Source organism: Streptomyces prasinopilosus (genome assembly GCF_001419695.1).
Classification (GTDB): domain Bacteria; phylum Actinomycetota; class Actinomycetes; order Streptomycetales; family Streptomycetaceae; genus Streptomyces; species Streptomyces prasinopilosus.
In genome coordinates this window covers 1-6099 of record NZ_LIRG01000535.1, presented here as the reverse complement: position 1 = coordinate 6099, position 6099 = coordinate 1, and the positions used below count along the sequence as shown (strand labels likewise).

Genomic DNA, 6099 nt, shown 5'->3' with positions numbered 1-6099 from the left:
ACCTGTGCGTACCCGCCGCCGGGCGGCGCGTACGCACAGGTGGTGAACCTGGCGTCGGGACTGTGCCTGGACATCGACGGCGACCTGGAGAACCGCACGGACGTGGTCACGGCGGCCTGCGACTCCTCCCGTTCCCAGCGGTGGCGGGTCGACGCGGAGCGCGGTGTCCTGCGCTCCTACGCCGACTCCGACTACTGCCTGGACAGCCGTGGCGCGGTGGACCGGGGCGTCGGCATCTGGGAGTGCGACTCGCTGGACGGGCGCAACGGGCAGAACCTGCGCTTCGCCGTCGACGCCCGCGGAGTGATCCGCCCGGCCGTCGCGCCGGATCACGCGGTGACGGCGGCCGGGAGCGGCGCGGTGTCCCTGGGCAGGGAGGCGGGGCGGACGGATCAGAGGTGGCGGGGCGGGACCTGATCCCGCCGCTCAGAGCACCCGGACACCGCGCCGCCACACACCCGTGACCAGGGGGACGCCCGGACGGTAGGCCAGGTGGACGTGGCTCGGGGCGTCGAGGAGGACGAGGTCGGCGCGGGCCCCGGGGACGAGCCGGCCGACGTCGGTGCGGCGCAGGGCCGCCGCGCCGCCCGCGGTGGCCGACCAGAGGGCCTCGTCGGGGGTCATGCCCATGTCCCGCACGGCGAGCGCGATGCAGAACGGCACCGAGGACGTGAAGGACGATCCCGGGTTGCAGTCCGTGGACAGCGCCACGGTGACGCCCGCGTCGAGCAGCCTGCGGGCGTCGGGCCAGGGGGCCCGGGTGGAGAACTCGGCGCCCGGCAGCAGGGTCGCGACCGTGCGGCCGCCGGCCAGGGCGTCGACGTCCGCGTCGGTGAGGTGGGTGCAGTGGTCCGCGCTGGCCGCGTCGAGTTCGACGGCGAGCCGCACGCCGGGGCCGTGGGTGAGCTGGTTGGCGTGGACGCGCGGGTGCAGGCCCCGGGCCCGGCCCGCGGTGAGGACGGCGCGCGCCTGGTCGCCGTCGAAGGCCCCCCGTTCGCAGAAGACGTCGATCCAGCGGGCGTGCGGTGCGCAGGCGTCCAGCATCCGTCCGGTGACCAGGTCCACGTAGCCGGCCGGGTCGTCGGCGTACTCGGGGGCGACGACGTGGGCGCCGAGGTAGGTGACCTCGTCGGTGTGGCGGGCGGCCAGCCGCAGGGCGCGGGCCTCGTCCTCGGGGGTCAGGCCGTAGCCGGACTTGGTCTCCATGGTGGTGGTGCCCTGGCGCAGCGCCTCGGTGAGGAGACGGGTCAGGTTCGCCTCGAGTTCCGCGTCGCTCGCGGCCCGGGTGGCGGCGACGGTGGTGCGGATGCCTCCCGCGCCGTAGGGGCGGCCGGACATCCGGGCGTTGAACTCGTCGGTGCGGTCGCCCGCGAAGACCAGGTGGGAGTGCGAGTCGACGAAGCCCGGGACCACCGTGCGGCCCGCGGCGTCGACCCGGTGGTCGGTGGCGGGCGCCTTGCCCGATGCACCGGTCCACACGACGCGGTCGCCGTCGATGACGACGGCCGCGTCCCGGATCCGGCCGAGGGGGGACCCTCCGAGGGAGGGGTCGTTGGTGACCAGCGTGGCGATGCCGGTGATGGCGGTGCTGCTCATGGCGTCCTCGTGGGTGGCGGGGGCGGTGGTCAGCCGCGCAGTGCCCGGACGGCCTGCGCGAGGGCGTGCGGCACGTCGGGCACGAGGGTGTGCGCCCCGTCGCGTACGACGTGCCGCCCCGCCACGACCGTGTGCCGTACGTCGGCCGCCGTCGCGGCGAACACGGCGGTCTCGGCGCCGAGCCGGGGCGGTGGCCCCGCCGTCCGGACCGACTCCAGGGTGAGGGTGGTCAGGTCGGCGAGGGCCCCGGGTTCGATGGTGCCCGCCCGGTCCCAGCCGAGGGCGGCGTGACCGCCGGCGGTGGCCGCCCGCAGCAGGGCGTTCGCCGTCCAGTGGCCGCGGGTGCGGGTGCGCAGGCGCTCGTTCAGCTCCAGGGCGCGCGCCTCCTCCAGCAGGTCGACGACGGCGTGGCTGTCCGAGCCGAGGGACAGCGGCGAGCCCCCGCGCTGGAGGGCGGCCGCGGGGCCGATGCCGTCGGCCAGGTCGCGTTCCGTGGTGGGGCACATGCAGGTGCCGGTGCCGCTGCCGCCGACGAGCGCGATGTCCTGGGCGGTGAGGTGCGTGTTGTGGATGCCGGTGGTGCGCGGCCCGAGCACGCCGTGGTCGGCGAGCAGCCGGGCCGGGGTCCGGCCGTGCGCCTCCCGGCAGGCCTCGTTCTCGGCGGTCTGCTCCGACAGGTGCACGTGCAGCGGGGCCCGCCGCTCCTGTGCCCAGCGTGCCACGGTCTCCAGTTCCCGGGCGGGCACGGCCCGTACGGAGTGGATGGCGGCGCCGATCCGTGCGTGATCCCGTTCCCTGAGATCCGAACAGCGTTCGGCCCAGGCCTCGGCGGTGCCGTCGGAGAAGCGGCGCTGGTGGGCGGTGGGCGGCTCGCCGAAGCCGGCGGACAGGTAGGCAGCGTCGAGGAGGGTGATGCGGATGCCGGCCTCGGCGGCGGCCGCGACGAGGGCCTCCCCCATGGCGTTGGGTTCGGCGTACGGGGTGCCGCCGGGGGCGTGGTGCAGGTAGTGGAACTCACCGACGGCGGTGATGCCGGCGAGGGCCATCTCCGCGTACACGGCGCGGGCCAGCCGGTGGTAGGTCTCGGGGGTCAGCCGGTCGGCGACCGCGTACATCACCTCGCGCCAGGTCCAGAAGGTGCCGGCACCGACCTGGACGGTGCCGCGCAGGGCGCGGTGGAAGGCGTGCGAGTGGGCGTTGGCCAGCCCGGGGAGGGTCAGCCCGCGCAGGATCTCCGCCCCGGGGGGCGGGGCGGGGACGTCCGTGGTGACGGCGCTGATGCGGCCGTCGCCGCCTTTGCCGCCCCGGCCGCCGACGGTCACGGCCACGCCCGGCTCGACCCGGTCGCCGAGCCAGGCGTGCTCCAGCCAGAACGTCCGCCCGGCGGGCGCGGTGGCCCCGGGGGGCGCCGCGGGCGTGGTGGCCGTGGTGGTCCGGGGGGTCGTCGCGCCCGCCGCGGTGCCGCTGTCCCGTGTCACCTGTCCACCAGCCCTTCCAGCACGTCGGCGAGTGCGGCCACCCCGGCCAGGCAGTCGTCCTCGGCCGCGTACTCGGCCGGGGAGTGCGAGACGCCCGTGGGGTTGCGCACGAACAGCATGGCGGTCGGGACGCCGGCGGAGAGGATCCCGGCGTCGTGTCCGGCGCCGGTGCCGAGGACGGGGATCCGGTCCGGCGCCGTGCCGCGGCCCCCGTCCCGGCTCAGGATGCGGGCGAGTTCGTCGCGCAGGGCGTGGTCGAAGTCGACGACGGGCGTGCGGGATTCGAGGACCACGTCCAGGTCCACGCCGTGGGCGGCGGCGTGGTCGCGGGCCGCCTTCTCCACCTCGGCGACCACGGTGTCCAGGCTCGCCCGGTCGGCGGCACGGGAGTCGAGCCAGCCGCGCACCAGGGAGGGGATGGCGTTGACGCCGTTCGGCTCGACGGCGATCTTGCCGAAGGTGGCGACGGCGCCGGCGAGTTCGGCCTCGCGGCGGGCGGCGAGGACGGTCTCGGCGTAGGGCAGCATGGGGTCGCGGCGGTCGGCGAGACGGGTGGTGCCGGCGTGGTTGGCCTCGCCGCGGAAGTCGAACCGCCAGCGGCCGTGCGGCCAGATGGCACTGGCGATGCCGACCCGGTCGCCGGACAGGTCGAGGGCACGGCCCTGTTCGACGTGCAGTTCGACGAAGGCGCCGATGCGGGCGAGCCGTTCGGGGTCGGCGCCGATGGCGTCGGGGTCGTGTCCGGCGGCCTCCATCGCCCGGGGCAGGGTGATCCCGTCGCCGTCGGTGAGGCGGTGCGCCCGGTCGCGGGTGAGCTGTCCGGCGGTGAGCCGCGAGCCGACGCAGGCGAGTCCGAAGCGGGCGCCCTCCTCGTCACCGAAGTTGACGACGCCCAGGGGCCGGCCGAGCGGCGTTCCCCTGCGGCGCAGTTCGTCGAGGGCGGCGAAGGCGGAGACCACGCCGAGGGGGCCGTCGAACGCCCCGCCGTCCGGCACGGAGTCCAGATGGGACCCGGTGACGACGGCGTCCCCGTCGGCGGGGTCGCCGAGCCAGGCCCACTGGTTCCCGTTGCGGTCCACGTCGAGCCGCAGGCCGCGCAGTGCGGCCTGCGCGGCGAACCAGGCCCGGCACTCGGCGTCGGCGCCGGTCCAGGCGTAGCGCCGGTAGCCGCCGGAGCCGGGGTGGCGGCCGAGGGGGAGCAGGTCGCGCCACATCTCCTGGAACGTGGGGGGTGCGCAGGGCCCGGTCACGCGCCCTCACCCTCGTGCCGCTCGGGGCTGTGCCGCCTCCCGGGGCCCTCACGTCCCTCGGACCCCTCGCGCGTCCCGGTCCCTCCGCCGCCCTCGGTCCCCTCGCGCATCGGCACCCGTACGCCCCGCTCCGACGCGACCGATTCCGCGAGGTCGTAGCCGGCGTCCACGTGGCGGATGACACCCGTTGCGGGGTCGTTGGTCAGGACCCGCCGGATCTTCTCGCCGGCGAGCCGGGTGCCGTCGGCGACCGTCACCTGGCCCGCGTGCAGGGAGCGGCCCATGCCGACGCCGCCGCCGTGGTGGACGGACACCCAGGAGGCCCCGGACGCCACGTTCACCATGGCGTTGAGCAGCGGCCAGTCGGCGATCGCGTCGGACCCGTCGAGCATGCCCTCGGTCTCGCGGTACGGGGAGGCGACGGAGCCGCAGTCGAGGTGGTCGCGGCCGATGACGACGGGGGCCGAGAGTTCCCCGGAGGCGACCATGTCGTTGAACCGCTCGCCGGCCCTGTCCCGTTCGCCGTATCCGAGCCAGCAGATGCGCGCGGGCAGGCCCTGGAAGCGGACCCGTTCCCCGGCCAGGCGCATCCAGCGGGCGAGGGACGCGTTCTGCGGGGACTCGGCCTCGGGGAAGAGGTCGAGGACGGCCCGGTCGGTCTTCGCGATGTCGGCGGGGTCGCCGGACAGGGCGGCCCAGCGGAAGGGGCCCCTGCCCTCGCAGAACAGCGGGCGGATGTAGGCGGGGACGAAGCCGGGGAAGGCGAAGGCCCGGTCGTATCCGGCGAGTTGTGCCTCACCGCGCAGGGAGTTGCCGTAGTCGAAGACCTCGGCCCCGGCGTCCATGAAGCCGACCATGGCCTCAACGTGCCGGGCCATGGACTGCCGGGCGCGGTCGGTGAAGCCGGCCGGGTCCTTCGCGGCGGCGTCGGCCATGTCCTCGAAGGCGATCCCGGTGGGCAGGTAGGCCAGCGGGTCGTGGGCGGAGGTCTGGTCGGTGACGATGTCGACGGGGGCGCCCATGGCCAGCAGCCGCGGGACCACGTCGGCGGCGTTGCCGAGGACGCCGATCGACAGCGGGCGGCGGGCGTCCCGGGCCTCGGTGGCCAGGCGCAGGGCGTGGTCCAGGGAGTCGGCCCGCACGTCCAGGTAGCGGTGCCCGATGCGGCGGTCGATGGCGCGCGGGTCGCAGTCGACGCAGAGCGCGACGCCGTCGTTCATGGTGACGGCGAGCGGCTGGGCGCCGCCCATGCCGCCGAGTCCCGCGGTCAGGGTGATGGTCCCGGCGAGGGTGCCGCCGAACCTCTTCGCGGCGACGGCGGCGAACGTCTCGTAGGTGCCCTGGAGGATGCCCTGGGTGCCGATGTAGATCCAGGAGCCGGCGGTCATCTGCCCGTACATGGTCAGGCCGAGGGCCTCCAGGCGGCGGAACTCCTCCCAGTTGGCCCAGTCGCCGACGAGGTGGGAGTTGGCGATGAGGACCCGCGGGGCCCATTCGTGGGTCCGCATGACGCCGACGGGGCGGCCGGACTGGACGAGCATCGTCTCGTCCTGCTTGAGGGTCCGGAGGGTGCGGACCATGGCGTCGAAGGAGCGCCAGTCGCGGGCCGCCTTGCCGGTCCCCCCGTAGACGACGAGCCGTTCGGGGTGTTCGGCGACCTCGGGGTCGAGGTTGTTCTGCAGCATGCGCAGGGCCGCCTCCTGGGGCCAGCCCAGGGTGCTCAGGCCGGTGCCGCGCGGGGCGCGGACGGGGCCGCGGGAGGGCGCGGCACCGGC

General features: G+C 75.7%; 5 protein-coding genes. 1 reads left to right on the top strand and 4 read right to left on the bottom strand.

Annotation, left to right across the window (positions count from 1 at the left end):
* Positions 1-417: RICIN domain-containing protein (locus AOK18_RS21335; RefSeq protein ID WP_167738721.1), on the top strand; the 417-nt coding region annotated here is incomplete at its 5' end.
* A gap of 9 nt (positions 418-426) precedes the next feature.
* On the opposite strand, the gene hutI is transcribed toward AOK18_RS21335, so the two are convergent.
* From hutI to hutU, 4 genes are all read right to left on the bottom strand, one after another.
* On the bottom strand, positions 427-1596 hold the full coding sequence (gene hutI / locus AOK18_RS21330; protein ID WP_055695398.1) for an imidazolonepropionase: 1170 nt from the start codon (positions 1594-1596) through the stop codon (positions 427-429).
* A 29-nt stretch (positions 1597-1625) separates the two neighbouring features.
* Entirely contained in the window at positions 1626-2963 is a 1338-nt protein-coding gene (locus tag AOK18_RS21325) for a formimidoylglutamate deiminase (RefSeq protein WP_055573226.1), read from the bottom strand.
* 107 nt (positions 2964-3070) lie between these two features.
* Entirely contained in the window at positions 3071-4288 is a 1218-nt protein-coding gene (locus AOK18_RS21320; protein WP_079105124.1) for an allantoate amidohydrolase, read from the bottom strand.
* A 32-nt stretch (positions 4289-4320) separates the two neighbouring features.
* Positions 4321-6099 (bottom strand): urocanate hydratase (hutU, locus tag AOK18_RS21315; RefSeq protein WP_240503267.1); only part of this gene is annotated, 1779 nt, incomplete at its 5' end.

Coding starts and splice junctions, on each gene's coding strand:
- hutI (WP_055695398.1), bottom strand. CDS start 1,596: ATGAGCAGCACCGCCATCACCGGCATCGCCACGCTGGTCACCAACGAC.
- AOK18_RS21320 (WP_079105124.1), bottom strand. CDS start 4,288: ATGTGGCGCGACCTGCTCCCCCTCGGCCGCCACCCCGGCTCCGGCGGC.